This window comes from Pseudomonas sp. ENNP23 (assembly GCF_001728945.1).
GTDB classification, from domain to species: domain Bacteria; phylum Pseudomonadota; class Gammaproteobacteria; order Pseudomonadales; family Pseudomonadaceae; genus Metapseudomonas; species Metapseudomonas otitidis.
The window spans coordinates 1-24,940 of record NZ_LYSP01000002.1; the positions used below are offsets into that span (position 1 = coordinate 1).

Sequence of the window (24,940 nt, forward strand, 5' to 3'; positions counted from 1 at the left end):
GCGAAGCCCATCGTGGCGGCCTCATGCAGGGATTCGATGCGGTTCGCCGAACTCACCGCATCCTACGGACTGCTCTGCGGCATTCAGGAAGTGGCGGAAGCCGAGGATCACGCCCTGCTCCAGGTCGGCTTGGGGCAGGTCGTGGGCGTGGGCTTCCAGCTGGCGGAGGAAGTCGGGCCAGAGGGGTTGGTCCTGGCCGTGGCCTAGGTAGCGCACAGGCAGGTCAGCCTGGGCGCCGGTGACTCGCCGGGCCAGCAGACGACCGCCCAGGCGCGAGCCTTCCAGCACGTAGGCCAGGCCCCAGAGCAGGCCCGGTCTGGCGTCCAGGCTGGAGGCGGCTGTCGGTGGCGGCGGCAACCCCAGGTCGGCCAGGTCCGCCAGCAGGGCGTGGCGGCGACGACGTGCCGGCCAGTCGGGCACCAGTCGGGCGATGCCGGCCTGCTCCAGGGCCTGCTCCAGCCCCGGCAAGGCACGGGCATGGGCGCGCAGGAAGGCGCGGTAGCCGTCCGCCTGGCCCAGGTCGAAGCGGGAGAAGGCGGCGTCCACGGCCTCGTGCCACGGGGCACCGGCCTGGCGCAGGTGCTCGCGCACCCTCATGGGCGCTCCTCCAGGGCGGCGCGCAGCTTGGCGGCGATGTCCGCTTCACGGAAGGGCTTCTGCACCACCACCTGGTCGGGCAGGTCGAGCCCGCCCAGTTCGGCATAGCCGGTGATGAAGATCACCGGCAGCCCAGGCTGCTGCTGCTGCGCCAGGCTGGCCAGCTCGGCGCCGTTCATGCCGGGCATGGCGTAGTCGGTGAGCAGCAGGTCGACGCCCTGTTCCAGGCGCTGCAACGCTTCGCTGCCGCTGCCGACCTCCAGCACCCGGTAGCCCAGCGCGTTCAGCAGCGCGGCAGTCACCTCGCGCACGCGGGGGTCGTCGTCCACCAGCAGGATGGTCCGCGCGCTGCTGCTCGGCCCCGGCGCCGGCAACACAGCCGAACGCTCGACGCCAACCTCGCCGGAGTCGTCGTGGATGCACGGCAGGTAGACCTTGACCCGCGTGCCGCGCTCCGGCTCGGTGTGGATGCTGACGCCGCCGCCGGACTGCTTGGCGAAGCCGAACACCTGGGCCAGGCCGAGCCCGGAGCCCTTGCCCACCTCCTTGGTGGTGAAGAACGGCTCGAAGGCCTTGGCCAGCACCTCCTCGGTCATGCCCACGCCGGTGTCCTCGATGCTCAGCACCACATAGGGGCCCGGCTCCGGGTCTTCGGGGCGCTGCGCGACGGCCTGCACCACCTCGTTGGCGGTCACCAGGCGCAGGGTGCCGCCCTGGGGCATGGCGTCGCGGGCGTTGATGGCGAGGTTGAGGATGATCATCTCGGTCTGGGTCGGGTCCACCAGTGCCCGCCAGAGGTCGGGGGCGGTGTGGGTTTCCACCCAGATGCCGCCGCCGAGGGTGCGCTGCAGCAGCTCCAGCAGGCCCTGCAGGGTGTCGTTGAGGTTGACCGGCACCGGCTCCAGGCGCTGCCGGCGGGAGAAGGCCAGCAACTGCCCGGTGAGCTTGGCGCCGCGCTCGCCGGCCTCGCGGATGTTGTGCAGGCGGCCGAGGATGCGCTCGTGGCTGCCACGCTCGACGTCGCGTTCGAGGAAGGTGGCGCTGGTGAGGATGACGGTGAGCAGGTTGTTGAAGTCGTGGGCGACCCCGGCGGTGAGCTGGCCGATAGCTTCCAGGCGCTGCATCTGCTGCAGGGTCGCTTCTATGCGTTCGCGTTCGCGGATCTGCTCACGCAGGCGCTGGTTGGTGGCGGCCAGTTCGTCGAGCACCGCGCGCTCGCCGGTGATGTCGCGCACGGCGGCGTACATCAGCCCCTCGTCGGGGACGATGGTCCAGGACAGCCAGCGGTAGTCGCCGTCGGGGTGGCGCATGCGGTTGACGAAGCGGGTGGAGACGTTGCCGTCGGCCACGCTCTCGGTCTCGCGCAGGGTCGCCTCGATGTCGTCGGGGTGGATCAGTTGCCACAACTGCACCCGGTTGAGCTGCGCGCGGGTGAGGCCGAGGGTGTCTTCCCAGGCGGGGTTGAGGGCGATGGGGGTCATGTCGAAGCGCATCACTGCCAACAACTCGCGGGAGAGCTCCCAGGTGCGGTCGCGCTCGCGGGTGCGCCGTTCGACGCGCTCGCCGAGCATTTCGTTGAGCCGCTGCAGGGCCTCGGTGGCGTACTTCTGCTCGCTGATGTCCTGCAGCACGCCGATGAAGCGCACGCAGCGCCCCGCCTCGAAGAAGGCCCGGCCACTGGTGAGCACCCAGCGCTCGCGCCCGCCCGGCAACTGCACGCGGTACTCGGCCTGGTACTCGTTGCCGCTGTCCACGGCCAGCGCCTCCTGGACCTTGCGCTCCAGCAGGGGGCGGTCCTTGGGGTGGCAGCGGTCGAAGAAGGTGACCAGGTCCACCTCGGCGTCCCGGGGCAGTTCGTAGAGGGCCTTGCAGCGTTCGTCCCAGAGCAGCCGGTCGGTCTGCGGGTCGTAGTCCCACATGCCCATGCGCGCGGCGTCGATGGCCAGGCGCGCGCGCACTTCCACCTCCATCAGCGCCTCTTCGGCGCGGCGCCGCCGCTCACGCTCGCGCACCTCGGCCAGGGCCCGGCCGACGGCCTTGGGCAGCAGGCTGAGGTTCTGCTTGAGCACGTAGTCGACGGCGCCCTGGCGCATCATCTCCACCGCGTGTTCTTCGCCGAACACGCCGGAGAGAAAGATGAAGGGCGTCTTCGGCGCCAGGCGCCGGGCCACTTCCAGGGCCTGGGCGCCGGACGAGCCGGGCAGGATGAAATCGCAGAGGATCAGGTCGAAGGGGGCGGCTGCCAGGGCCTGCTCGACCCCGGCGTGGTGGTAGACCAGGGTCGAGTCGACCTCGAGGCCGCTGCGCTCCAGGGTCAGCAGGGCCAGTTCGGCGTCCCGCGGGCTGTCTTCGACCAGCAGCAGTTTGAGTGGCGTTTGCGGCATGGGGTGTGGGGGCTTCCTGTGGGGCGGCGGGCCGTATCAGCTTCCGGGGCGGCGCTGCAGTCGCAGCGAGCCCGGCGGCGGCTCGTTGAGCACGGCCCAGAACACGCCGAGGTCGGAGATGGCAGCGACGAATTCCTTGAATTCGACCGGCTTGACCACGTAGGCGTTCACGCCCAGCTCGTAGGCGCGCTGCAGGTCCGGCTCCTCGCGGGAGGAGGTCAGCATCACGGTGGGGATGCTGCGCAGTTCGGGGGTCTCGCGCACCACCTTGAGCACTTCCAGGCCGTCGACCTTGGGCAGCTTCAGGTCCAGCAGCAGCACGGCGGGGTTGCCGTCGTCACGCTGGGCGTAGTGGTTGCGACGCAACAGGTAATCGAGGGCGTCGGCGCCGTCACGCATGACGACGACGTCGTTGGCCAGCTGGCTGCGCTCCAAAGCGACCAGCGTGAGTTCCAGGTCGTGGGGGTTGTCCTCGACCAGCAGGATGGGTTTGAGCATGGGTAATCACTCAGTGGGTAGGTGACTGTGCTGCGCCCTCAGGGGCAGTGCGAAATGAAATCGGGCGCCCTCGCCCACGCGGCCCTCGGCCCATACGCGGCCGTCGTGGCGTTCGATGATGCGGCGCACACTGGCCAGGCCGATGCCGGTGCCCTCGAACTCTTCCATGCGATGCAGGCGCTGGAACACGCCGAACAGCTTGCCGGCGTAGGCCATGTCGAAGCCCACGCCGTTGTCGCTCACCGTCACCACCACTTCGTCGCCCTCGGTGCGGGCACTGACCTCGATCACCGCCGGGTCGCGGTCGCGGCTGTACTTCACGGCGTTGGCCAGCAGGTTGCGCATGGCGAGGTGGAGGAAGGCGGCGTCGGCGATGAGCGTGGGCAGACCGGCGATGCGCCATTGGATGGTGCGGCCCACCAGGTCCGGCTCCATCTCCTTGAGGATGGCGTCCACCAGGGCCTGCAGGTCCACGTCGGAGAAGCGCAGGGCCGCGCGGCCCATCTGAGAGAAGCTCAGCAGGTTGTCCACCAGGGTGCCGGCGAAGCGGGCGGACTCGCCGATGTGGTCAAGGAAGCGCAGCCCCCGTTCGGACAGGCGACTGCCTTCGAATTCCCCCAGCAGCTCGGCGTAACCCGCGATGTGCCGCAACGGTGCGCGCAGGTCGTGGGACACGCTGTAGGAGAAGGCTTCCAGTTCCTTGTTGGATTTCTTCAGCTCGCTGGCCAGCGCAGCCATCTCCTCGGCCTTGCGCAGGACGATGCCGAGCACGGCGGTGCGCAGCTCCCAGACGCCCTCGATCTCCAGCGGGTCCCAGGGACTCGAGTAGCCGCGCACGGTCTGCTGCCAGCGTTCGAAGCTGTGCCGCGGGCTGAGGCCACCGCTGGGGTCGATGGCCTTTTCAGGGCGCCCGGCCCATTCGACGGTGCGCGCCCGCTCGGGCCTGAACCACACCAGGTAGTGGGAATGGATCTGCGAGATGGCCACGGCCAGCACGCCCGCGGCATGTCGGGCGAGTTCGGGCAGCTCGTCGATGTCGCGGCCGACGTTGTCGCTGTGGAACACGGTGATGCCAGGGCGCTGGGCCAGCCAGTGCACCAGCGCCGTCACCTGGGCCTGGGGCGGGGTCTCGCCCACCAGGTCGCAACGGGCGGCGGAGATGATCGCTGCGCCGCTGGCCTTTGCGAAGCCGAGGAAGGTCTCCGGCTGGGCCAACAGGCCGCCGCTGATGCTGTCGCGGTCGGCCATGGCCGAGAGCATCTGGACGATGTGCTGGCGCAGGCCCAGCAGGTGTTCGGTGCGGTCGTGGGCCTCGCGGCTCTCGATCTGCAGCGAGAGCACGCTGCCGAGCATTTCGCAGGCGGTGCGGGTCTGGAAGCCCACGCCCCGGGGGTGCAGGTCGTGGCAGGAGATCAGCCCCCACAGCTCGCCACGCACCACGATGGAGACGGACATGGAAGCCTGGGTGCCCATGTTGCGCATGTACTGCAGGTGCACCGGCGAGACGCTGCGCAGGGCGGCGAAGCTGAGGTCCAGCGGGCGCCCGGTGAGCGGGTTCTGCGCCGGGTACAGCGGCGAGGGCGTGTAGTGGGCGTCCTCGATCACGCGGATGCGGTTGGCCCGGTACAGCGCACGGGCCTGGGCCGGGATGTCGGAGGCCGGGAAGCACAGGCCGAGGTAGCGCGGGTAGCCCTCGTCGGCCTCTTCGGCCAGCACCAGGCCGTTGCCCTCGGTGTCGAAGCGGTAGGCCTTGACCCGGCCGAAGCCGGTGATGCGCTTCATCTCCTGCACTGCGTGGCGGCACAGCTCGTCGACGTTGTCGGCGTCCTGCAGGCGGGCGATGAAACTGCGCACCAACGGGTAGAAATTGCCGTAGGCGGCGATGGCGTCGCTGGCCGGCTCGAATTCGGCGATCAGCACCTGATCGTGGCGGTGCACCATCATCGCCACCGGGAGCGAGCACTCCTGGCCGATGGCGAAGCGCACGTCCCCGAGGTGGAAGGGATTGGGGTCTTCCAGGGCCAGCCCCTGCAGGCGGCCCTGGAAGACGGCGGCGTGTTCGAAGAGGCGCTCGAACGGGAGCCCGATCAGTTCTCCGGCGGGCAGGCCGAGCCAGTCCTGGACGTTCTCGCTGGCCTGCACCACGCAGCCACGGCCCTCGTCGAAGACCAGCATGAAACCGTGGGGCTGGATGCTGCCCGGGATGTGGATGGGCTCTTTGGCACAGGCTTCGCTCGCAGTCGCCAGGTCCTCGGTGCTGTCGATGGGTGTCACAACGCGATCTCCTTTCGTGCTCTCGCGGCGGGGGAAACCCATACGAATCACCGGGGAATAGACCGGATCTGACGTGAACGAGGGCACAAACTATCAGAACCTCTACCAGCAGTCGTTGCTGGCAAACGATTCTTCCGACGGGCTTCGGAATGGTGGAGTACGGAAATCGCGAAAAATTCCCCCTCAGCGGACCGGCGTCATCACCGATCCGCTGCGCCGGGCCTCAGTTGGCCACAGCGCGACGGTTGAGCAGTTCCAGGCGGCGGCGTTCGACCAGGGTCTTGGCGGCGGTGATGTGGATCGGGCCACCGCTGAAGGTGGGCAGCTCGCGGTCGAGCCAGGTGTCGCCCTCGCCCTTCCAGGTCACTTCGCCGGAGGCCAGCTTCATTTCCCGCTGCATCTCACGGATCACCCTGCGCACCCGCTCGGTGCAGAACACCGCATCGCTCGGGATGGCCTTGCGCAACGGCTCATCGCCGTCCTTGCCCAGGGTCAGCAGCAACATGCCGTCCGGACGCGGGCGGATGGACACTTCGTAACCGGGAAAAGCGTCGAAGAATTCCTTGATGGCGATCTGCATTGTTCGGCTCCCTGTCAGTGGATTGGGCTTTTTGACCCAGGCATTTGCAGGGCACATGCCAGCCGAACGTCAAATCTATCTATTTGATTTAAAAGTAATTTATTTGCGATGAAGGCAGTTTGATATATGCAGCCTGCACGATGGCACGTTGATCGCCTTGCAAAATGCAAGATCGAACCCACGCCTTGGCGCATCCAGATAAGCGCCTGCTCATCGCCGCCTCCCAGAATCAGGCAACACCTCGGCGGCAAGGTTTCAGCAATGTGATGGCCCGACGGCAATTCGCAGCCTGGGCTTCAGCCCAGGGAAATGGTGTGGGGCATCCCCGGACTGAAGTCCGGGCTACAGGCAGCACTCGCCCCCGTAGCCTGGGCTTCAGCCCAGGGAAAACGGTGTGGGGCACTCCCGGACTGAAGTCCGGGCTACAGGCAGCACTCGCCCCCGTAGCCTGGGCTTCAGCCCAGGGAAATGGTGCGGGGCATCCCCGGACTGAAGTCCGGGCTACAGGCAGCACTCGCCCCCGTGCCTGGGCTTCAGCCCAGGGAAATGGTGCAGGACATCCCCGGACTGAAGTCCGGGCTACGGGCAGCACCTCGCCCCTAACGCGCCAACGCCTGCCGCACCACGTCGGCGATAGCCAGGCTGGAGGTGAGGCCGGGAGATTCGATGCCGAACAGGTTCACCAGGCCGGGGATGCCGTGGTCCTCGGGGCCGCTGATGCGGAAGTCCGCTGCGGGCTCGTCGGGGCGGCTGATCTTCGGGCGGATGCCGGCGTAGTCCGGCTGCAACGCGCCGTCGGGCAGGCCCGGCCAGTAGCGGCGGATGGCGGCGTAGAAGCCGTCGGCGCGACGTGGGTCGACCCGGTAGTCCTCGGTGTCCGTCCATTGCACGTCGGGACCGAAGCGGGCCTGGCCGCCCAGGTCGAGGGTCATGTGTACGCCCAGGCCGGCGGCTTCCGGCGCGGGGTAGACCAGGCGGCTGAACGGCGCCCGTCCGGCAAGGCTGAAGTAATGGCCCTTGCACAGGTAGCCACGCGGGACATGGGCGGCCGGCAGCCCGTCGATGCGGCCGGCCAGGCCTGGGGCGCCGAGGCCGGCGGCGTTGACCAGCAGGCGGCAACCGAGGGTGGTCGGGCTGTCGCCGCCCACCGTCAGCCGGAAGCCGTCGCCCTGCACCTGCGCCGACAGCAGCGGCGAACCCAGGGCCAGGGCGGCGCCGGCGGCCTCGGCGTCGCCGAGCAGCGCCAGCATCAGGCCGTGGGAATCGACGATGCCGGTGGACGGTGAATGCAGCGCGGCCACGCAGTGCAGGTCGGGTTCCAGCGCCAGGGCCTGGTCGCGGCTCAGCAGGCGCAGGTCATCCACGCCGTTGGCCAGCCCCCGCGCCAGCAGGGCCTGGAGCGGCGCCACCTGGGCATCATCGGTGGCGACGATCAGCTTGCCGAGCGGTTGCACCGCCACACCGTGGCTGCGGCAGAAGGCCAGGAGCCGATGGCGGCCGTCGACGCACAGGCGCGCCTTGAGGCTGCCTGGCGGGTAGTAGATGCCGGCGTGGATCACTTCGGAATTGCGCGAGCTGATGCCGGTGCCGATGGCGTCGGCCGCTTCGACGATCACCACTTCGCGCCCTGCCTGGGCCAGTGCGCGGGCCACGGCCAGGCCGACCACGCCGGCCCCCACCACCACGCATTCGATATCCACTGCCATCGCTTCGCTCCCTGTCAGGCGGCTGCCCGGCAACGCGGTACCGGGGCTGGCGCAGCGTGCCAGAGGCGCGGGCCCGACGTCGACCGCAGCGGAAGACGCTGCCGGAAAAACGAAGCGGCCTGGACGGCCGCTTCATGGTGGGGCGGGGTCAGTTCTTCACCCAGTTCTCGAAACGCGCTTCGAGGTCGGCATGGGCCGCCCAGAACGTGACGTTCATCGGCAGGGCATCGCTGATGTTCTGCGGGGCGGTGGGCAGGGTGGCGGCGATGGCCGGGTTGATCATGGCGATCGCCTTGTTGTTCACCGGGCTGTAGGAGATGCCTTCGGCGAAGGCCTTCTGCTGGTCCGGCTGGCTGACGAAGTGGACGAACTTCTTCGCCAGCTCGCCTTTCCACGAGCCCTTGGGCAGGGCCCAGTAGTCGAAGTCGTAGATGTTGCCGTTCCAGGCCATGGCCAGGCTGCGGGTCTCCTTCTGGGCGGTGGCGATGCGGCCGTTGTAGGCGGAGCTCATGGCCACCTTGCCGTCCTGCAGGGCACGCACCGGCTCGGCGCCGGACTTCCACCAGACGACGCTGGACTTGATCTCGTCGAGCTTGCGGAAGGCGCGGTCGACACCGGCGGGGGTGTCGAGCACCTGGTAGACCTCGTTCGGCGCGACGCCGTCGGCCATCAGGGCGAATTCCAGGTTGTACTTGGCGCCATGGCGCAGGCCGCGCTTGCCGGGGTACTTGCGCAGGTCCCAGAAGTCGGCCCAGCCGCGCGGGGCGTCCTTGATGCGGGCGGCGTCGTAGGCGAGCACGGTGGACCAGACGAAGATGCCCACGCCGCAGGGTTGCAGGGTGCCGGGAACGAAGTCGCTGGGGTTGCCCACCAGGGCCGGGTCGATCTTCTCGAACAGGCCCTCTTCACAGCCGCGTGCCAATTCGGGGGCTTCCACCTCCACCACGTCCCAGGTCACGTGGCTGATGTCGATCATGTGCTTGAGCTTGTCGAGATCGCCGTTGTACGAGCCGTGGACCACGGCGTCGCCGGTGCTGGCCTTGAACGGCTTGAAGAAGGCTTCCTTCTGCACGTCCTTGTTGGCACCGCCGAAGGTGATGACCGTGACGAAATCCGCCGAGGCCGGCAGGCAGGTGACTGCCAGCGCCAGGCCCAGGGCGCGTCTTACCGCAACAACCATGGAAAACTCCCTCTTTTGCTGTTGGTTCGCGGGGCACGGCGCTGTGACCGGTCGCCCCTTTATTGTGTTTGTGATGACGGACCGGATGCCTGGCGTCGCGCAGCGAAGCCACCCTCGGCACCCTTGTCGCCGTTGTGAAACGGGGGCCTGTAGTCTGAACCCATCGCTCACCGAAGGGTATGCACTCCGTCACAGTGACGACTGCTTCACAGGCCCTGGCGTGCCTGTTTCACGTTTTACGCAGAAAGGGAGGCAGGCCCCTCAGAGGGCCTGGTAGAGCGCTGGGCGGCGGTCGCCGTGGACGTCGTTGCGGCTGCTGATGCGCTTGTCGTCGGCCTGGGCCAGGTCGAGGGTCGCCAGCAGCAGGCGCTCGCCGCCCTCCACCGGGCCGGCCAGGGGAAAGCCGTCGGCATCGACGATCACCGAGCCCTGCACCCAGTCCTGCCCGCGTTCGTGGCCATGGCGGTCGCAGGCGGCGATGAACATGCGGTTCACTGCGGCGTTGGCCTGCACCCGCACCACTTCCGCCGGGCGTTCGCCCTGGGGACGCGGGCCCAGGGGCCAGTTCACCGGGGCACAGAGCAACTGGGCGCCGGCCAGGGCCGGCAGGCGCACCCATTCGGGGAACTCCAGGTCGTAGCAGATCATCAGCCCCAGGCGGCCGTGGACGGTGTCCACCACCGGCGGCGGCGCGTCGCCGGGGATGAACAGGGCCTTCTCGGCATCCCACAGGTGGGCCTTGCGGTAATGCGCGCGCAGGCCGTCCGGGTCCACCAGCACGGCGCTGTTGGCCAGCTCGCCGTCGTCACGGCGCTCGCAGAAGCCGGCAGCGATGACCACCCCCAGCTCCCGCGCCAGGGCCTGCCAGTGGCTGACCGCCGGGCCCTCCAGGGGCTCGGAAAGCGCCAGGGCCTCGGCCTTGTCGCGGAACAGGTAGCCGCTCTGCACCAGCTCCGGCAGGACGATGATGTGTGCGCCCTCCAGGGCCGCACGGCGGATGGCGCCCTCGGCCAGGGCGCGGTTGTGGGCCAGTTCGCCGATGCGCGGCGCCACCTGGCAGCAGGCGACCTTCACCGGGGCGACGGGGCGGGTGTTCATGGGCAGGGGTCCTCCAGACGTTGCGGGTCGAGGGCGGCGAGGCGTTCTTCCTCGCTGCGGTCCTGGTGGCGGCATTGCAGCCAGTAGGCCAGGCCGGCCACCGGCAGGCCGATGGCGAAGGCGATGTCGGCACCGCCCAGGGCGGTGGCGAAGGGGCCGCTCCAGAAGTTCAGGGACATGAACGGCACCATGGCCAGCAGGCCCAGGCCGTAGGCCACCAGGCCGGGGCGCGACCAGCCGCGGTAGACGCCCTCGGGGTTGAAGATCTCGGCGATGGCGTAGCGGCCCTTGCGCACCAGGTAGAAGTCCACCAGGTTCACCGCCGTCCACGGCACGAGGAAGTAGAGCATCAGCAGCACGAAGGTGTTGAAGCTGCCCAGGTAGCTCTCCGGGATCATCCGTGCCACCAGCAGGATCACCAGCGCCACCATGCTGATGCCGGCCACTCGCACGCCGAGGGTCGGGCGCACGCGGGAGAAGGCATCCAGCGCGCTGAGCCCGGTGAGCATGGCGCCGTAGCAGTTGACCGCCATGATGCCCACCAGCGAGGGCACCGCCACCAGCACGATGAGGGTGCCGAAGCCGTCGTGCAGTTGGTTGCCCAGCTCGCGCACGCTGCCGATGGCGTCCGGCGCCGGCAGGGCCGAGGCGAGGAAGGCGCCGAGGGACATCAGCCACAGTGCCGAGGCACCGGCCCCCAGGTAGGTCCAGAAGATGACCTTGCCGGCGGGGGTTTCCTCCGGCAGGTAGCGCGAGTAGTCGGAGACGTACACCGAGTAGCTGATCTGGTAGCCGGCGGCCGCCGAGAGCTGCACGAGGAAGGCGCTCCAACTGAAGCCGCTGCCCTGCAACGCGGCATCAGCGCTGAGCCGGGTCACGGCGAACAGGGTCAGGGCACCGAACACCGCGATCATCAGCCAGGTCAGCCAGCGCTGCACGGCGTGCAGCAGGTCATGGCCGACGATGGCCAGCAGCACCGCCAGCCCCACCAGCAGCACGTACCAGGGGGTGCGCGCGCCGGGCAGCACGGTGTTGATAGCGTCGGTGGCGAGGATGACGTTGAACACGTTGAAGCCGATGTACACGAACACCACGGCGAGGAACGGCACCACCGCGCCGCGCACGCCGAACTGCGGGCGCGACTGGATCATCTGCGGCAGGCCCATGCGCGGCCCCTGATTGGCGTGGAAGGCCATGAAGAAGGTGCCGATGCACACGCCGATGAGGATCGCCAGGATCGAACCCAGCGCCCCCAGCCCCAGGGCCGGCCCGGTGAAGCCAGTGACCAGGGTGGTGAGCACGAAGTTGCCGGTGAACCAGAACGGCCCCTGGTGCCACACCTTGCCGTGGCGTTCGTGGCGGGGCACGTAGTCGATGGAGCGCACCTCGATCATCGGGCGCGCGTCGCGGTGTTGAGTCATGGGAAGTCCTCGTCGGGCAGGGAAGTTGAAGGCGCAGCGACAGGCGCGGATCAGGACGAGGGGACGGGGCGCAGGGCGAACGAGGCGTCAGGCATGGCGGTGCTCGGCGTTGTTGTAATGGTTGTGCGCCGGACTCTAGCCAAGCGGTTGCTCGGGATACATCGGACAGGACAAATACTCAGTTGCGGATTCTGCAAACTATCGCGACACAGCAGGGGTAGGGCCCGTATGTGAGCACAGGAGCAGAGGATCATGCCTCATGGCACCGGCCACTCGCCCCATGCAGGCCCCGCATTCCGTCGCGCACGCCGCGCCCGGGGCAGCGGGACGCGGGCCGGCCGTGCTATCGTTGCGCCCCCGCGTCACCCCTGCTCCGGAGCCTTGCCATGAAGTTCATCCATCAACGCGAACACCTCAACGAAGGCGACCTGGTCGTCATCGAGTGCTCGCAGGTCTGCAACATCCGCCTGATGAGCGATGCCAACTTCCGCAGCTTCAAGAACGGCGGCCGCCACACCTACCACGGCGGCGCCTTCGACCGCTTCCCGGCGCGCATCACGGTGCCCAGCACCGGCTTCTGGAACATCACCATCGACACGGTGACCCGCCGCGCCATCAGCGTCACCCGCAAGCCCACCCTGAAGCACTCCATCAAGTTCGTGCGCCGCTCCAGCTCCCACATGGGCTGAGCCCGGCCGGCGCGGAAACATTTTCTTTCACCTGACCCTGTCGGTTTTTCCGCGCTCATCCGTCCTTACTGTTAGGCACTCCTCTCCATGCATCTGCCGCGCCCTTGCCGGGGCGGGCCGGTGCCGAGCGCCCCTTTGGTCGATCCGCCGCCCGCCACCCTGGCGGGCGGTCTTTTTCATCGCCCCGAACAGTCAGGACCGCGCCCCGCCATGTCCAAGAAGTCCCGCTCGCGAACCTGGTTCCTGGTCCACAGCTGGCTGGCCCTGCCGATCTGGTTCTTCGTCTTCCTCGTCTGCGCCACCGGAACCCTGGCGGTGCTCAGTGAGGAGATCATCTGGCTGGCCAACCCCGACGTGCGCGCCACCCGCCCCGCCGATGACGCCCAGCCCCTCGGCTTCGACCAGGTCGTCGCCGCCATCGCCCGCCAGCAGCCGGATGCCGCCATCGAATGGCTGGCCAAGCCGGAGGAAGACCACTTCGCCCTCACGGCGGCGGTCAGCTACCCCGACACCCGCACCGCTACGCTCTACGTCAACCCGTACACCGGGGTGATCCAGGGCAGCAGCCCGCTGTTCGACTTCCGCCAGTTCACCCGCGCCCTGCACGGCTGGTGGCTGGTGCCCTTCACCAACGGCTACAGCTGGGGCTGGTACCTGGTGTCGCTGCTGGCCCTGCCGATGCTCGCCTCGCTGGTCACCGGGCTGGTGGTGTACAAGCGCTTCTGGCGCGGCTTCCTGCGGCCGACCCTGCGCATCCGCCAGGGCGCGCGGATCTTCTGGGGCGACTTCCACCGCCTGGTGGGCATCTGGTCCATCTGGTTCATCGCGGTGATCGCCGTCACCGGCACCTGGTTCCTGATCCGCGCGGTGCTCTACGACAACCACATCTCCATCTCCAGCGAAGGCCCGCCCACGCTGATCGCCCGCGAGGCACTGCCGCGCCCCGAGCCCGGCCAGCCGGTGCCGCGCATCGGCGTGGACCAGGCGGTGGAGGTGGCGACACGCACCATCCCCGGCTTCGACGTGAGCTTCGTGACCTTCCCGGCGGACGCCTTCACCCCGCTGGAGGTGGGCGGTCGGGGCTGGTACCCGCTGATGTTCCAGACCGCCGAGGTGAACCCCTACGACGGCACCCTGCTGGGCTCGCACCTGCTCGGCGACCGCAACGCCCTGGAGTTCGTCACCGAGTCCATGCGCCCGCTGCACACCGGCGATTTCGGCGGCATCTGGGTCAAGCTGGTGTGGTTCGTGTTCGGCCTGCTGCTGACGATGATGGTGCTCAGCGGCCTGCTGATCTGGAGCAAACGCACCGTGCTGGCCACCGCCAAGGCGATGAAACGCCCGCCCCGCCCACGGCCCGCCCCGCGCCCCGCCACCGAGGTGACCGAATGACCGCCCCCGTCCGCTCCCGCCCTGCCCGCCTCTGGCTGCGCTGGCGCTTCCACCTGAGTGCCCTGCTGGTGCTCATCCCCCTCGGCTACATGCCCGCCTACTTCCACGAGGCCAGCCTGGAGCGCGGCCTCCAGGGCCTGGGCGAGCGCCCCATCGGCGAGCTGGCGGTCGGCCCCTGGCGCGTGCGCCTGGCGGAATGGGAACGGGGCGAGCCGGTGCGTGAAGGCAAGGCCGGCTACATGAAGGACTTCAGCCTGGCGTTCTGCCGCGAGTGCGACGCCGCGATCAAGGCGGCCTACCTGCGGGTGGGCAAGCCGCGCTACCTGCGCGCGGCCGGCGCCCTCGCCTCGGGCAGCCCCTACCGGCGCCTGGCGGAAGTGCGCATCCCGGAGGACGCCCCGGCGGATGCCGAGCTGTGGCTGACGGTGGAAGGCTGGGATGGCTCGGTGCACCAGGCCGCCCTGCCCCTCGCCCAGGCCTCCCCCGACGTGGTGGCCTGGCTCGGCAAACGCGGAGGTGGCCGATGAAGCGCTGGCTCGGTGCCCTGCTCCTGCTGGCCGGCGGCAACGCCTGGGGCCACGGGATCTATTGCCAATGCCAGGCCCTGGACGCCACGCAGGTGCGCTGCGTGGGCGGTCTCTCGGACGGCACCGCCACGCCGGGGGCGACCCTGGACGTGCTCGACGATGACGGGCAGGTGCTCATCCACGGCACCCTGGGCGAGGACTCCAGCTTCACCTTCGAACGCCCGACCGGGGCGTTCCACGTCCTGCTGGAACTGGGCCCCGGGCACACGGCGGAAGTGGAGCCCGAGGCGATCCGCCCGCGCTGAGCGCGCGGGCGGGAACAGGGTGCTAGCGCGGAGCGATGTGCACCACCATCAGTTGCACGCTCTCCTGCCCGCGAAACTCGTTCACGTCCAGGCGGTAGGCCAGCTCGGCCCAGCGCACGGTGGGGTTCGGCCAGACGTCGCGGTCGATGTTGAAGGCGATGCCGTCCAACTGCAGCGAGCCGCACTCGCTCTTGAGCACCAGCTTCAGGTGGCGCTCGCCCACCAGGCGCTGCTGGGCGATCTGGAACACGCCGTGGAACAGCGGCTCGGGGAAGTGCTGGCCCCAGGGACCGGCCTGGCGCAGGGCGCGGGCCAGTTCGAGGTGGAATTCCTGCAGGCTGAGCTGGCCATCGGAGAGCAGGCGACCGGTGAGGTCGTCCTCGGTGAGCTGGCGGCGCACCTCGGCGTCGAAGGCGCTGGCGAAGGCGCCGAAATGCTCCACCGGCAGCGACAGGCCGGCGGCCATGGCATGGCCGCCGAACTTGCTGATCAGCCCCGGATGGCGGGCGGCGACGGCGTCCAGCGCATCGCGGATGTGGAACCCCGGCACCGAGCGCGCCGAGCCCTTGAGCAGGCCGTCGCCGGCATCGGCGAAGGCGATGGTCGGGCGGTGGTAACGCTCCTTGAGGCGCGAGGCGAGGATGCCGATGACGCCCTGGTGCCAGTCCGGCTCGAACAGGCAAAGGCCGAACGGCAGGTCTTCCAGGGGCAGGTCCTTGAGCTGGGCCAGGGCCTCGCGCTGCATGCCCTGCTCGATCTGCTTGCGGTCCTGGTTGAGCTGGTCCAGCTCCACGGCCATGTCCTGGGCCAGGGCCTGGTCCTCGCAGAGCAGGCATTCGATGCCCAGGCTCATGTCATCCAGGCGGCCGGCGGCGTTGAGGCGCGGGCCGAGGATGAAGCCGAGGTCGGTGGAGGTGATGCGCGCCGCCGGGCGGCCGGCCACCTCCAGCAGTGCCTTGAGGCCGGGACGGGCACGGCCGGCGCGGATGCGCGCCAGGCCCTGGTGCACCAGGATGCGGTTGTTGGCATCCAGCGGCACCACGTCGGCGACGCTGCCCAGGGCCACCAGGTCCAGCAGCTCGGCGAGGTTAGGCTCGGCCATGCCGCGCCGGGCGAACCAGTCCAGCTCGCGCAGGCGCGCACGCAGGGCCAGCAGCACGTAGAAGATCACCCCGACCCCGGCCATGGACTTGCTGGGGAACTCGCAGCCCGGCTGGTTGGGGTTGACGATGGCGTCCGCCGCCGGCAGTTCCGGGCCCGGCAGGTGGTGGTCGGTGACCAGCACCTTGAGCCCGGCGGCCTTGGCGGCGGCCACGCCGTCGACACTGGAGATGCCGTTGTCCACGGTCACCAGCAGCTGCGGCTCGCGCTGCAGGGCGACGGCGACGATCTCCGGGGTCAGCCCGTAGCCGTACTCGAAGCGGTTGGGCACCAGGTAGTCGACGTGGGCGGCGCCGAGCATGCGCAGGCCGAGCACGCCGACACAACTGGCGGTGGCGCCGTCGGCGTCGAAGTCACCGACGAAGAGGATACGCTGGCGTTGCTCCAGGGCCTCCACCAGCAGCGTCACCGCGGCGTCGATGCCCTTCATCTGGGCGTAGGGGATGAGCCGCGCCAAGCCCTTGTCCAGCTCCTCCGCGCAGCTCACGCCACGGGCGGCGTAGAGGCGGGTCAGCAGGGGCGGCAGGTTGCCCAGGTCGGGCAGTGTGGTGGGCAGGGGGCGGGGCTCGATGCGCATGGGAGTCCAGTGTTCAGCAGAGGCTTGCGAGGTGGGCGGCCATCGGGTCAGAGGGAAGTGGCGGCACGGGCGGCCTGGTCGTAGAGACCGGAAAGCGCTCGCAGCATGCCGGCCAGGCGGTGGATCTCCTCAGGATCGATGTTGAGGTTCTCGAACGAGGCGATCAGGCATTCACGCCGAATCTCGGCGTACTCCTTGCAAAGGGCCCGCCCCTTCTCGGTGGTGCGGTAGAACACTTCCTTGCCCTGCTTCTCGCCCTCGACCAGTGCCAGCCTGGCCAGCTTCTTCAGGGCGTAGGTCACCGTGTGGGTGTCTTCGATATTCAGCAGCAGGCAGATATCCGCCTGGCGCTTTGCGCGGTCTCGACTGGTGAGGCTGTGCAGCACCATCACATCCAGGGCACTCATCTCCAGTTCGCCGGCAGCGCGCATGCAACGTCCCATCCAGCGTGAGAACGCGTTGCTGGAAATGATGATGGCGTACTCGAGTTCGGAGAGCTCTTCGGACTGCTCGGCCAGGTGGGCCGAGGCCACGATGGAGGAGCGTTGAGAGCGGACGGATTTGGCGTCGACCATCTTGCGATCCATGGCTGCGGACGGCCACTTGGGTGCCTCTGAAACGTCGGCGAGGCCGTCAGTGCAAGGCAGAAACAGGCGAAAAAGCGCAGTTACGCAGGGTAAGTGAGCATTTGACCGGACTCGTGCATGAGCCTGTTTTCAACGCCGCAATGACAACGCAGGTCGTCTTTAGAGGTGCCCGCCTGGCCGCGGGTGAATTGGGTGGGCAAGCATACAGCAAAGGTGACGTCGCGTCGGAATGGCGCGCCGGCGAAACAATAAAAATATATTGATATTTTATCTGCGTTTTATCATCGTAATGCCGGCGAGATTCCCACCCGACCTGTCGGGCCATGTGAAGACAACCAGAGGAACCCGATGAGCCGCCTACTCCTGAACTGTGACATCGGCGAAAGCTATGGCGCCTGGACCATGGGCCTTGACGCCGAAGTGATGCCCCATATCGACTGCGCCAACATCGCCTGCGGCTTTCACGCCTCGGAGCCGCTCACCATGCGCCGAACTGTCGCGCTGGCCGTGAAGCACGACGTGCGCATCGGTGCTCATCCCGCCTACCCGGACCTGGCCGGGTTCGGGCGCCGCTCGATGGCCTGCAGCCCCGACGAGATCGAAGCGATGTTGCTGTACCAGATCGGAGCGCTGGATGGCATCTGCCGTGCCCAGGGCACGTGGGTCAGCTATGTGAAGCCCCACGGCGCGCTGTACAACGACATGATGCGGGAGCCGGCCAAACTGCGTGCAGTGATGCGCGCCGTCGTCGCCTACGACGCCAGCCTGCCGCTGATGCTGATGGCCACGCGCGATGACCGGGCGGCGCAGACCATGGCCGACGAAATGGGCCTGCAACTGTGGCTCGAAGCATTCGCCGACCGCGCCTACGACGCCGACGGGCGGCTGCTGTCACGCAGCCAGCCGGATGCGGTGCATGAGGATGCCGATCGCGTGGTGGCACAGGCGCTGGCCCTGGCGCGCGGCGAAGCGTTGCGCGCCAGCGACGGCAGCGCCCTTTACCTGCGCGCCGACACCCTGTGCGTGCATGGCGACAATGCCGGCTCGGTGGCCGCCGTACAGCGCATCCGCGAGGCATTGCGGAACCTGGAAGCATGACGCCACGCATCGAAGTGGCCGGTGTCGACAGCCTGATCCTGCGGCTGTTCGAGCGGATCGATGAAGGCAACATGCCCTGGTTGCTGGCGGCAACCGCGCGCCTGCGCGAGACGTTCGGCGCCGCCCTGGTGGACCTGGTGCCCTCCTACACCACGCTGTTGCTGCAATACGACCTTGTGCAACTGGATGACCGGCAGGCCCGCGAACGCATCGCCCAGGCGTTCGAGGACGTGCACCCGATGGCCGAGGCGAGGGGGCGCGAACAGCAAGTGCCGGTCTGGTATCACCCCAGTGTCGGCCCCGAACTGACGCGAATCGCGGAGCGCAGCGGGCTGGGTATCAGTGGTGTGATCGCACGCCATAGCGCCCGCACCTACCCGGTGTTCGCCCTGGGGTTCGCGCCGGGCTTCGCCTTCATGGGGCTGGTCGACGCCTGCCTGGCCAGCCCACGCCTGGAGACGCCGCGCCAGCGTGTCGCCGCCGGTAGCCTGGGCATCGCCGACCGACAGACCGCCATCTATCCGGTGGAGTCCCCCGGCGGCTGGAACCTGATAGGGCGTAGCCCGGCCCTGCTGTTCGACCGCCGACTGGAAGGCTACAGCCTCTTGCGCCCAGGCGACCGGGTGCGTTTCGTACCGGTCGAGCGGGACGAGTTCATACGTCTGGGCGGCGACGACAGCCCGTTCGAGGTCACCCCATGAGCCTGTTGATAGAGCGTTGTGGAGCCCTTGCCACGCTGCAGGACAGCGGGCGCTTCGGCGTGCGGCACCTCGGCGTGACCCAGGGCGGCAGTGCCGACTGGTACTCCCACTACTGGGCCAATTGGCTGCTGGGCAACGAACTGGCAGCACCGGTGATCGAAATCGTGCTGGGCAACTTCGCCCTGCTCGCCCAGCAGGATGGCTGCCTGGCACTGGCCGGCGCAGACCTGGGGGCCAGCCTCGATGGCGAGCCCCTGATGCCGTGGCGGAGCTTTTGCATCGCCAAGGGGCAACGCCTGCGCTTCGCCCAGCCACGCCAGGGGGTCAGGGCCTACCTGGCGGCGTCCGGCGGCTTCGCCGTCGAAACGGTTCTCGGTAGCTGCGCCACCGTGGCTCGCGAGGGCCTCGGTGGCCTGCGGGGTGACGGTCGCCCCTTGGCCCCCGGTGACACCCTGCATTGGCGAGCAGCGCCAGCGTGCCGACGCTCCATGCCATCGGTGCGGATTCCCTCGCTCGACGGGACGCCGCGCCTGGACGTGGTACTCGGCGCCCAGATCGGCGACTTCAGCGGTCAGAGCCTCTTCGATGCCTTCAACCATGAATGGCAGGTGGACGCGCGGGCCGACCGCATGGGCGTCCGCCTGACTGGGCCGGCACTCGTTGGGGCGCACCAGGCGATGGTGTCCGAGGGCGTACCGCTGGGGGCGATCCAGGTGCCCAGCGACGGCCAGCCCATCATCCTGCTCAACGACCGCCAGACCATCGGCGGCTACCCGCGCCTGGGCGCCCTGACCCCGCTGGCAGTGGCGCGTCTGGCGCAATGCCTGCCCGGCAGCCAGGTGCGCCTGCGCCCCATCGCCCTCTATGAAGCACAGGGCCAGCAGCGCCAGTTGCTGGCCGAATGGCAACGCTGCCCCACGAGGGCCACGCCATGAGCCTCGCGGACCTGCCACCCGCGCAATTGCGCCAACGGATTCGCACGGGTGACTTCAAAGGCCCGGCCATTGGCCTGGCCAATGGCTATGCCCAGGCCAACCTGCTGATCGGCGGTGACCGAGCGGCTTGAACCACCAGATGGGCGCTTCACTGACCTGCCCACCTCCAGAACAACAACAACGAGAAGGTAATCCATGCAATCGACCCCGCCCTCCGCCGGGAATGCTTCCGGCAGTCAGCGCCATGTCCTTCGCGGCGCCGTGTTCATCATGGCGACCTCATCCATCGGCCCTGCCTTCCTGACCCAGACCTCGCTGTTCACCGAGAAGTACCTGGCCAGTTTCGCCTTCGCCATCGTCCTCTCGCTGCTGATCGACATCGGCGCCCAACTCAACATCTGGCGGGTCATCACCGTCGCCAACCTGCGTGGCCAGGACATCGCCAACCGCGTACTGCCAGGCACCGGCCATCTGATCTCGGCCCTGATCGTGCTCGGTGGCATCGCCTTCAACATCGGCAACATCGCTGGCGCCGGGCTGGCCATGAACGTCATCTTCGGAACGCCCCCCCTCATCGGTTCCCTGCTGGCCGCTGCCGCGATCATCGCCCTCTTCCTGCTGCGCAACGCCAAGCAGGTGATGGACGGACTGATGCAGTTCTTCGGCCTGGTGATGCTGGGGATGATCGGCTACGCCATGCTGCAATCCAGTCCGCCCCTGCAAGACGCCCTGCTGCACAGCGTCCAGCCCGACGATCCACTGATCCTGCTGCTGCCGATCATCACCCTGGTTGGCGGCACGGTCGGCGGCTACATCTCGTTTTCAGGCGGCCATCGTCTGGTGGAAGCCGGCATCACCGGCATCGAGCATGTCGGCGCGGTAACCCGGGCGGCCGTCGCCGGCATCCTGACCACCGGGATCGTGCGCATCTGCCTGTTCCTTGCCACGCTCGGCGTGGTCAGCCAGGGCCTGAAACTGGACCCGGGCAACCCCGCAGCTTCGGTGTTCGGCCACGTCATGGGAACCATCGGCTACAAGGTGTTCGGCGTGGTGCTGTTGGCGGCGGCGCTGTCGTCGGTCATCGGAGCGGCCTACACCAGCGTCAGTTTCATGTATTCGCTGCACCCCGGCATCCGCACGCACAACCAGCGCATGGTGATCGCCTTCATCGCCTGCTCCACGCTGATCTACTGCCTGGTCGGGCAGCCGGTGAAGGTGCTGGTGGTGGCGGGCGCACTCAACGCACTGGTGCTGCCCCTGGCGCTCGGCTGCATCCTGTGGGCGGCGAAGAAACCGGCCATCGTCGGCCAGGACTACCGGCACCCGGGCTGGATGCTGGCCTTCGGCGTCCTGGCGATCGTCGCAACGGCCATTGGCGTGGGCCTGTCGTTCAACTCACTGCTGAGCTTCTGGCAGGCCTGAGCACGAGGCCGGCGGCTCGGCGGACATGCTCAACCCCGTTCGCCGGCCAGCCATTCCAGCGGCACGTCGTGCTGGCCGCGCTCGTCGGTGATGAACAGCGAACCGTCGCTGATCATCAGGGTCCAGCCGATGGAGCGCGGCAGGTCGCGGGCCAGTTCTTCCAGAGCTTCCTGACCGACGGCGACGACGTTGATGTTCTTCAGGTTGCGCACGCTGTCCAACACCTTGGTCTGCCACACTCGCAGGCTGCCGTAGGCCAGCAGGCTGAAGCGCTCACAGCGGCGCGAGCACCAGGTGATGCGCTCGGCATCGGGTTGGCCGACTTCGATCCAGTGCAGCACGCGGTCGTCCAGGCTCTTCTCCCACAGCGCCGGCTCGTCCACGTCCGACAGGCCACGGCCGAAGGCCAGTTGCTCGTGGTACCAGAGGCCGTAGGCGATCAGGCGGACCGCCAGGCGCTCCTCCGTCTCGGAGGGGTGCCGGGCCACGGTGAAGCGCAGGGTCTCGTAGACGCCACGGTCCAGGTCGGTGAGGTTGAGTTCGACTTTGTAAGGCGTCGCTTGGAGGGCCATTAAGGGCTTCCTGGTTGGCGAAAAAAGGCGGCAAGTCTACCTTGAAAGCGCCCCCCGTGCCCGGCCCGTACAGCGGCCCGCGAAGCGGAAATGGGCAATCAGTCCCAGGTATGCGCGGCGCGGGTTGCCAGGCCCGGCGACGGCCTTTATAAGACCGACGCCGCGCCCGGCCGGGCGTGTGGAACACGGGAAAAGGAAGCCTATGGAACTACTCATTGTCCTGGTCGTCATCGTGGGCATCGCCGCCATGCTGTACTTCGTCAACCGCGACGACGGCAGCCTGGAAGCCTATCTGCAGGAGGCTGGCCAGGTGAACCGCACGGCCCTGCTGAGCCTGTTCGAGCCGCGCCTGGCGCTGGAGATGGCCCAGGGCCTGCAGGGCGAGGCTCGCCAGTTGGCGTTGCACCAGGTGGCCCCGGCGCTGCTGCGTGCCGGTGAGGAGCAGGCCGCCCTCGCCGCCCTGGCCGAACTGCGCGACGGCTACCAGCAGAGCGCCCTGGACAACATGCTGGAACACTACCTGGAGGCCCAGGACCCGCACGCGGCCCTGTCCCTGCTGGAGCGCCTGGAGCGCCCGCTGCCGGAGTCGCCGCTGCTGCAGATCCCGCTGCTGCTCGCCTGCGGCCAGGACGCCCAGGCCCGAGCCCAGCTCGACACCCTCACCCAGCAACAGGAACAGGGCACCGGCCAGAGTCTGTCCGGCCCGCAGAACCTCATCCTCGCCGGGCTGCAGCGTCGCCTGCAGCAACCCCAGGCGGCCCTGCGCAGCCTGGAGCGGGCCTGGGAGCTGCTGGCCCACCCGGAGCCGGACACCAGCCTGCCCACCCAGGACCTGAAGACGGTGCTCACTGGCCTAGCCGAACTGGGCGAGGTGCCCCGCGCCCTGGCGCTGGCCAGGCAACTGCCGATGGAGGAACAGGGCCAGGCCGTGCTGGCGCTGATGGAGGGTGGCCAGACCGAGGCCGCCTTCGAACTGCTGGCCGACCTGGGCGAGCAGACCGGCTACTTCACCCACACCGAGCTGATGGACCACGCCCTGGCCACGGCGCAGCCGGATACCGCGCTGCGGGTGGTGGACTGTGCGCCGGTGCATCACTACGACGAGTTGCTGATGCGCCTGGTGGACTGGCACGCCGAGCAGGGCGACCTGGCCCAGGCCAACGCCCTGCTGGACTCCCGCGCCCACGAGCCGGGCCAGCGCATCTGGCTGCTGCTCACCCTGTGGGAACACAACCTCAGCCGGCACCCGGCCTGGGCCGACGAGCTGCGACGCCAGGCGCTGGCCGAGCTGGAGCGGATCCGTGGCGAGGACAACTGGGGCTGGCTGCGCCTGTTCGCCCTGGAAGGCTGGCTGCGCCAGCAGGCCGCCCTGCCGGTACACCAGCGCGACGCCTACGGGGTGCGCACGCACCTGGAGGAGATCGAACAACTGAATGCCGCGCTGGACCTGGACGGCCGCGTGACCAAGCTGGCCGAGCAGGCCCCGCTGCTGCGCGACCTGGGCGAAGTGCCCCGCGCCCAGCATTGGGTGGAGGCCTGCCTGCTCGATGTGGACGATCCGCAGCAGACCGAAGCCCTGGAGTACGAAGAGGGCCTCACCCCCAGTCTGGAGGCCATCGGCCTGGCCTACCTGGCCCTGGGCGACACCGCCAAGGCCCAGGCCTTGCAGGGTCGACTGCAGGCGATGCAGAGCCTCGAACGCAGGCTGGAAGAAGCCCTGCTGCTGGACCACATCCGGCACGGGCGCTTCGAGGACGCCATCGCCAGCCTGTCGCTGACCAACCTGATGCGGGAGGAGAACCCCCTGGCCCAATTGCACCAGGCCATCGACCGGCTGCAGACGGACGACCCGCAACGGGCCGCCACCCTGCACCAGCAGTTGATGGCGACGCTGAACAACGGCCTGGTCCAACCCCTTCCAGTGGCAGCCTGAAGGCCGCCCATCAATAGAGGCCGGCGGCTCAGGCCGCCGACTCGCCGCTTGGCGTGGCCACGACCTCGCGGTAGCACTCCACGCGGTTGCGCCCCTGGGCCTTGGCCCGGTAGAGGGCCTTGTCCGCCAGGGACAGCAGCCGCGACAAGTCGTACCCCGCTTCGCCGCTGCCGGTCACGCCGATGCTGACGCTGAGTGGCCCCGGCGCCTCGGGGCAGCTCTCGGCGAACTCGTGGCGGATGCGTTCGGCCACCCGCATGGCGGTGGCGCCATCGGCATCGGCCAGCAGGCAGGCGAACTCTTCCCCACCGATGCGCCCGAACACGTCGTGCCGGCGCATGCGTGCGGCGGCGATGCGGGTGAAGCCCACCAGGGCGGCGTCGCCGCTGGCGTGGCCGAAGGAGTCGTTGAGGCGTTTGAAGTTGTCCAGGTCGCAGAGCAGCAGCATCACGCCCTCCCCACGCCGTGCGCAACGCTCCAGCAGGGCCTGGCCGGAGTCCATGAAGGCGCGGCGGTTGCCGACGCCGGTCAGCGGGTCGCTGTAGGCGGCGTGCTTGTACTGCAGCTCGGCCCGCTCACGGACCATGGCCAGGGTGACGAAGGCGACGCCGATGGCGTACAGCAGCGTCTCGAACACCAGAATCGCAAAGAAGGGGCTGGCCTGCCCGTTGGCCAGCCGCTGGAACGGCTCACCACGATCCACCACCAGGCGCACGCCGTAGGTCGCTACGTGCATCAGGTGCAGCGCCATGGCCGGGGCGATGGACACCTGCAGGCTGCGCCGGGCGCGCCACAGCTCGAAAGCGGCGAGCGCGGTGTAGGTGATCATCAGCACGCAACTGAGCATGATCCGCGCCGGCAGCGAAGCGTAGAACGCCGGCACGGCGCAAAGCGCCAGCCACAGCAGCGGCCCGGCAAGGAAACCGGCGAAATGAATGGGCCGACCGGCGAACACCCGCATGGAGGTCCAACTGGCGGCGCAACTGAGTTGCAGCAGCAGGTTGCCGATGATGATCGGCACCCAGTCGATGCCCAGGCCGCGCAGGCTGCCGAGCACGGTGCAGAAGGCGCCGAGCAGCAGGGTCAGGCTCAGGTAGCCGAGGGTCGGCTCAGGGGTGCCGCGACGCCAGGCCCGCCCGGCGAGGATGCCGAGCAGGGCGAGAATGTAGACGTCCACCAGCACCAGGGTGGGGATGTGAAGGTCCATCTGCACTGTCCAGGGACGGGGAGCAACCGGCGACCGGCCTGGTGAAGGCGGCGCACGGGAAAGGAGTGGTCAGCCGTAATGCGAACGGCGTCGCAC

22 protein-coding genes and 1 pseudogene are annotated in these 24,940 nt (G+C 68.6%); 10 read left to right on the forward strand and 13 right to left on the reverse strand.

The genetic code is table 11. From position 1 onward, the window contains the following. Positions 1 to 21 precede the first annotated feature (21 nt). The 9 genes from A9G05_RS01230 to A9G05_RS01270 form a co-directional block, all read right to left on the reverse strand. Positions 22 to 597 (reverse strand): biliverdin-producing heme oxygenase, encoded by a 576-nt coding sequence (locus A9G05_RS01230; RefSeq protein WP_069559248.1) that lies wholly within the window; start codon positions 595 to 597, stop codon positions 22 to 24. Then, the gene (locus A9G05_RS01235; RefSeq protein WP_069559249.1) at positions 594 to 2,981 is read right to left on the reverse strand and encodes a response regulator; all 2,388 of its coding nucleotides are present in this window, start codon (positions 2,979 to 2,981) and stop codon (positions 594 to 596) included. The genes A9G05_RS01230 and A9G05_RS01235 overlap by 4 nt, the downstream gene beginning before the upstream one ends. A gap of 36 nt (positions 2,982 to 3,017) precedes the next feature. Next, positions 3,018 to 3,479, reverse strand: coding sequence for a response regulator (locus A9G05_RS01240; RefSeq protein ID WP_069559250.1), 462 nt, complete (start codon positions 3,477 to 3,479; stop codon positions 3,018 to 3,020). 6 nt (positions 3,480 to 3,485) lie between these two features. Continuing rightward, positions 3,486 to 5,744 (reverse strand): ATP-binding protein, encoded by a 2,259-nt coding sequence (locus A9G05_RS01245; protein ID WP_371850546.1) that lies wholly within the window; start codon positions 5,742 to 5,744, stop codon positions 3,486 to 3,488. A gap of 232 nt (positions 5,745 to 5,976) precedes the next feature. Continuing rightward, positions 5,977 to 6,333: a DUF3509 domain-containing protein gene (locus A9G05_RS01250; RefSeq protein ID WP_069559252.1), complete on the reverse strand. Its 357-nt coding sequence runs from the start codon at positions 6,331 to 6,333 to the stop codon at positions 5,977 to 5,979. 599 nt (positions 6,334 to 6,932) lie between these two features. Next, the gene (locus A9G05_RS01255) at positions 6,933 to 8,039 is read right to left on the reverse strand and encodes an NAD(P)/FAD-dependent oxidoreductase (protein WP_069559253.1); all 1,107 of its coding nucleotides are present in this window, start codon (positions 8,037 to 8,039) and stop codon (positions 6,933 to 6,935) included. 148 nt (positions 8,040 to 8,187) lie between these two features. Further along, positions 8,188 to 9,219, reverse strand: a complete 1,032-nt coding sequence (locus tag A9G05_RS01260) for an ABC transporter substrate-binding protein (protein WP_139131052.1) — start codon at positions 9,217 to 9,219, stop codon at positions 8,188 to 8,190. A gap of 261 nt (positions 9,220 to 9,480) precedes the next feature. Further along, complete coding sequence (locus tag A9G05_RS01265; protein WP_069559254.1) at positions 9,481 to 10,317, reverse strand: nitrilase family protein; 837 nt, start codon at positions 10,315 to 10,317, stop codon at positions 9,481 to 9,483. Further along, on the reverse strand, positions 10,314 to 11,738 hold the full coding sequence (locus tag A9G05_RS01270) for a cytosine permease (RefSeq protein ID WP_069559255.1): 1,425 nt from the start codon (positions 11,736 to 11,738) through the stop codon (positions 10,314 to 10,316). The genes A9G05_RS01265 and A9G05_RS01270 overlap by 4 nt, the downstream gene beginning before the upstream one ends. A gap of 386 nt (positions 11,739 to 12,124) precedes the next feature. Between A9G05_RS01270 and A9G05_RS01275 the strand changes: the two genes are divergently transcribed. From A9G05_RS01275 to A9G05_RS01290, 4 genes are all read left to right on the forward strand, one after another. After that, positions 12,125 to 12,427 (forward strand): DUF1883 domain-containing protein, encoded by a 303-nt coding sequence (locus A9G05_RS01275; RefSeq protein ID WP_044400048.1) that lies wholly within the window; start codon positions 12,125 to 12,127, stop codon positions 12,425 to 12,427. A gap of 210 nt (positions 12,428 to 12,637) precedes the next feature. Beyond that, complete coding sequence (locus tag A9G05_RS01280) at positions 12,638 to 13,819, forward strand: PepSY domain-containing protein (protein WP_069559256.1); 1,182 nt, start codon at positions 12,638 to 12,640, stop codon at positions 13,817 to 13,819. Beyond that, complete coding sequence (locus A9G05_RS01285) at positions 13,816 to 14,346, forward strand: thiamine pyrophosphate-binding protein (protein WP_069559257.1); 531 nt, start codon at positions 13,816 to 13,818, stop codon at positions 14,344 to 14,346. Before A9G05_RS01280 ends, A9G05_RS01285 begins: the two co-directional genes overlap by 4 nt. Continuing rightward, positions 14,343 to 14,651 carry a hypothetical protein gene (locus A9G05_RS01290; RefSeq protein ID WP_069559258.1) on the forward strand — a complete coding sequence of 103 codons (309 nt, stop codon included), beginning with the start codon at positions 14,343 to 14,345 and terminating at the stop codon, positions 14,649 to 14,651. Before A9G05_RS01285 ends, A9G05_RS01290 begins: the two co-directional genes overlap by 4 nt. A gap of 22 nt (positions 14,652 to 14,673) precedes the next feature. Here the strand turns inward: A9G05_RS01290 and recJ are convergent, their stop codons facing one another. After that, complete coding sequence (gene recJ, locus A9G05_RS01295; protein WP_069559259.1) at positions 14,674 to 16,389, reverse strand: single-stranded-DNA-specific exonuclease RecJ; 1,716 nt, start codon at positions 16,387 to 16,389, stop codon at positions 14,674 to 14,676. 47 nt (positions 16,390 to 16,436) lie between these two features. Beyond that, complete coding sequence (locus tag A9G05_RS01300) at positions 16,437 to 16,964, reverse strand: winged helix DNA-binding protein (protein ID WP_069559260.1); 528 nt, start codon at positions 16,962 to 16,964, stop codon at positions 16,437 to 16,439. A gap of 360 nt (positions 16,965 to 17,324) precedes the next feature. Between A9G05_RS01300 and A9G05_RS01305 the strand changes: the two genes are divergently transcribed. The 5 genes and pseudogenes from A9G05_RS01305 to A9G05_RS01320 all read left to right on the forward strand — a co-directional run bounded on the left by A9G05_RS01305 (position 17,325) and on the right by A9G05_RS01320 (position 21,132). Continuing rightward, positions 17,325 to 18,074, forward strand: a complete 750-nt coding sequence (locus tag A9G05_RS01305) for a 5-oxoprolinase subunit PxpA (protein WP_069559261.1) — start codon at positions 17,325 to 17,327, stop codon at positions 18,072 to 18,074. Beyond that, positions 18,071 to 18,775: an allophanate hydrolase subunit 1 gene (locus A9G05_RS01310; protein WP_069559262.1), complete on the forward strand. Its 705-nt coding sequence runs from the start codon at positions 18,071 to 18,073 to the stop codon at positions 18,773 to 18,775. The genes A9G05_RS01305 and A9G05_RS01310 overlap by 4 nt, the downstream gene beginning before the upstream one ends. Next, positions 18,772 to 19,710, forward strand: coding sequence for a biotin-dependent carboxyltransferase family protein (locus A9G05_RS01315; protein ID WP_069559263.1), 939 nt, complete (start codon positions 18,772 to 18,774; stop codon positions 19,708 to 19,710). Before A9G05_RS01310 ends, A9G05_RS01315 begins: the two co-directional genes overlap by 4 nt. Further along, positions 19,707 to 19,820, forward strand: a pseudogene (locus A9G05_RS27015) (DUF1445 domain-containing protein); the annotation flags it as partial. The gene A9G05_RS01315 and the pseudogene A9G05_RS27015, both read left to right, overlap by 4 nt. Before the next feature lie 85 nt (positions 19,821 to 19,905). Next, complete coding sequence (locus A9G05_RS01320; protein ID WP_069559264.1) at positions 19,906 to 21,132, forward strand: NRAMP family divalent metal transporter; 1,227 nt, start codon at positions 19,906 to 19,908, stop codon at positions 21,130 to 21,132. A 29-nt stretch (positions 21,133 to 21,161) separates the two neighbouring features. On the opposite strand, the gene A9G05_RS01325 is transcribed toward A9G05_RS01320, so the two are convergent. Next, positions 21,162 to 21,704 carry a YaeQ family protein gene (locus A9G05_RS01325; protein ID WP_069559265.1) on the reverse strand — a complete coding sequence of 181 codons (543 nt, stop codon included), beginning with the start codon at positions 21,702 to 21,704 and terminating at the stop codon, positions 21,162 to 21,164. A gap of 202 nt (positions 21,705 to 21,906) precedes the next feature. Here A9G05_RS01325 and A9G05_RS01330 point away from each other — a divergent pair, with 202 nt between their 5' ends. Next, on the forward strand, positions 21,907 to 23,637 hold the full coding sequence (locus tag A9G05_RS01330; RefSeq protein WP_069559266.1) for a hypothetical protein: 1,731 nt from the start codon (positions 21,907 to 21,909) through the stop codon (positions 23,635 to 23,637). 28 nt (positions 23,638 to 23,665) lie between these two features. Here A9G05_RS01330 and A9G05_RS01335 read toward each other — a convergent pair whose 3' ends face one another. Continuing rightward, entirely contained in the window at positions 23,666 to 24,844 is a 1,179-nt protein-coding gene (locus A9G05_RS01335) for a GGDEF domain-containing protein (RefSeq protein ID WP_069559267.1), read from the reverse strand. Between the last annotated feature and the right edge of the window lie 96 nt (positions 24,845 to 24,940).